The following is a 1,931-nucleotide window of genomic DNA, read 5'->3' as shown; positions in this document are numbered from 1 at the left end:
CGCCGAAACGGTCAAGAAGGTGGCATTGCGATGACGTGGTCAAGTTCCACCAACCAAGAAGTCCCGGGAACCCTCAGGTTCCCGGGACTTTTTCTGTCGGGATGACAGGATTTGAACCTGCGACCCCTTGACCCCCAGTCAAGTGCGCTACCAAGCTGCGCCACATCCCGATGCCCTCGCTCGCGCGCGGACAACTCGACCATCCTACCCGGTCCGCAGAAGCGTCGCGAACCGGCGACGCTCCCGCGCGTGGCATTCCCACAGTTCTTACCGGCGTCGGTGGCGGCGGTTAGCGTCGCGGCATGGCGCACATCACGATCGAACCCGTCACCGCCGACCGCTTCGACGACGCCCAGCACGCACTGAGTGGCGGAGGAGACGGCCGCAGCTGCCAGTGCCAGTGGTGGACGCTCACGAACACGGAGTGGCAGAGCACCTCGAAGGACGAGCGTGAGGCGCTGCTGCGCGACGAGGTCGAGGCCGGGCCTCCGCCCGCTCTGGTCGCCTACGTCGACGGCGAGCCCGCTGGGTGGGTGAGAGTCGGGCCGCGCACCAAGCAGGTGCGGCTGAGCCGCACGCGCATCTTCGCCGCGAACTCCGAAGAGCCCTGGGACGACCCCGACGTGTGGGCCGTCAGCTGCTTCGTCGTGCGAAACGAGCACCGGCGGGCTGGACTCAACGGCGAGCTGCTGCGCGCCGCGATCGGCTACGCGCGGGAGAGCGGGGCGCGCATGATCGAGGCGTACCCCATCGACCCCGCGGCCGGGCGCAAGAAGACCTCGAACGAGCTGTTCCACGGCGTCCTATCGGCATTCCAGGCCGCCGGGTTCCGGGAGGTCGCGCGACCGCGCCCCGACCTCGCGATCGTCTCGCTCGACCTGACCGGGTGACAGCCTGCGCGGCATCCGCCATCCGCCACAGCCGGCGCGGAAGCCGTCCCGCGACGTGCGACGATGTGAGGACCGTTGTCGGGCAGGCATCGAGGAGGATCATGCGTCGGCTCTGGATCGCGTTCACCCCGTACATCGTCGTGTCGGCGGTGCACGTCGCCGCTCTCGCCGCGGGCGCCGAGGCGATCGCCGCGCCGACGAAGCTCGCTCTCATGCCGCTGCTCGCGCTCGCCGTCGTCGGGGCCGCCTGGGGTCGCCCGTGGACGACCGCGCACACGCTTCTCGTGGTCGCCCTCGGCCTGTCGTGGCTCGGCGACGGCGCCGCGACGTTCTTCCCAGGTTTGCCCACCGTGCCGATGATGCTGCTGTGGTTCGGGCTCGCACACCTCTGCTACATCTGGCTGTTCTGGCGACTCCTCGCGGTGCGACGCCTGCCGCCGTGGTCCGCCGTCTACGCCGTGTGGTGGGTCGTCGTGCTGGCCGTGCTGTGGCCGGGCCTCGGGGCGCTGCTCGTCCCGGTCGCCGTCTACGGCCTCGTCCTGGGTGCGACCGCCGCGGGCGCCGCCCGCTGCCAGCCGCTCATCGCATGGGGCGGTGCGTTCTTCCTCGCCTCCGACACGGTGCTCGCGTTCCGCCTCTTCATGCCCGACGCGATGCCCGACTGGACGAGCCCGATCGTCATGCTCACGTACTGCATGGGTCAGGGCCTCATCGCCGTGGGGGTGCTCGTCGCCGTCCGCGCCCGCCGCGCCGCAGAGGTGCCGGTATGACAGCGGATGCCGCGGCCTCCGCGCGCGTGGACGCATGGCTGTGGGCGGTCAGGGTCTACAAGACGCGCTCCGCCGCGACCACTGCATGCCGCGCCGGGCATGTCCGCCTCAACGGCGACCGCGCCAAGGCCGCGCAGCCGGTGCGGCCGGGCGACGAGCTGCGCGTGCGCATCAGCGGATTCGACCGCATCCTCGTCGTGAAGAAGCCGATCTCCAAGCGCGTGGGCGCCGCCGTCGCCGCCGAGGCCGTCGAGGACCGCACGCCTCCCCC

3 protein-coding genes and 1 tRNA gene are annotated in these 1,931 nt (G+C 70.9%); 3 read left to right on the top strand and 1 reads right to left on the bottom strand.

Annotated features, from left to right (window positions below):
• Positions 1-96 precede the first annotated feature (96 nt).
• Positions 97-170: transfer RNA gene (locus EIO58_RS17065), tRNA-Pro, on the bottom strand.
• 132 nt (positions 171-302) lie between these two features.
• On the opposite strand from EIO58_RS17065, the gene EIO58_RS17060 reads away from it, so the two are divergent.
• From EIO58_RS17060 to EIO58_RS17050, 3 genes are all read left to right on the top strand, one after another.
• A complete protein-coding gene (locus tag EIO58_RS17060) occupies positions 303-890 on the top strand; it encodes a GNAT family N-acetyltransferase (protein WP_127820462.1) in 588 nt (195 codons plus the stop codon).
• Positions 891-991: 101 nt separating this feature from the next.
• Positions 992-1,660 carry a lysoplasmalogenase family protein gene (locus EIO58_RS17055; protein ID WP_127820461.1) on the top strand — a complete coding sequence of 223 codons (669 nt, stop codon included), beginning with the start codon at positions 992-994 and terminating at the stop codon, positions 1,658-1,660.
• The coding region (locus EIO58_RS17050; protein ID WP_127820460.1) for an RNA-binding S4 domain-containing protein at positions 1,657-1,931 on the top strand (275 nt) is incomplete at its 3' end. The genes EIO58_RS17055 and EIO58_RS17050, both read left to right, overlap by 4 nt.

This window comes from Microbacterium sp. CPCC 204701 (assembly GCF_004010105.1).
Classification (GTDB): Bacteria; Actinomycetota; Actinomycetes; order Actinomycetales; family Microbacteriaceae; genus Microbacterium.
Note: the sequence above shows the minus strand (reverse complement) of the source record. Positions and strands in the feature narration are given on the sequence as shown.

What these genes read in the sequence shown, in the direction of transcription:
- EIO58_RS17060 (WP_127820462.1), top strand. Translation starts at nt 303, where the DNA reads ATGGCGCACATCACGATCGAACCCGTCACCGCCGACCGCTTCGACGAC.
- EIO58_RS17055 (WP_127820461.1), top strand. Translation starts at nt 992, where the DNA reads ATGCGTCGGCTCTGGATCGCGTTCACCCCGTACATCGTCGTGTCGGCG.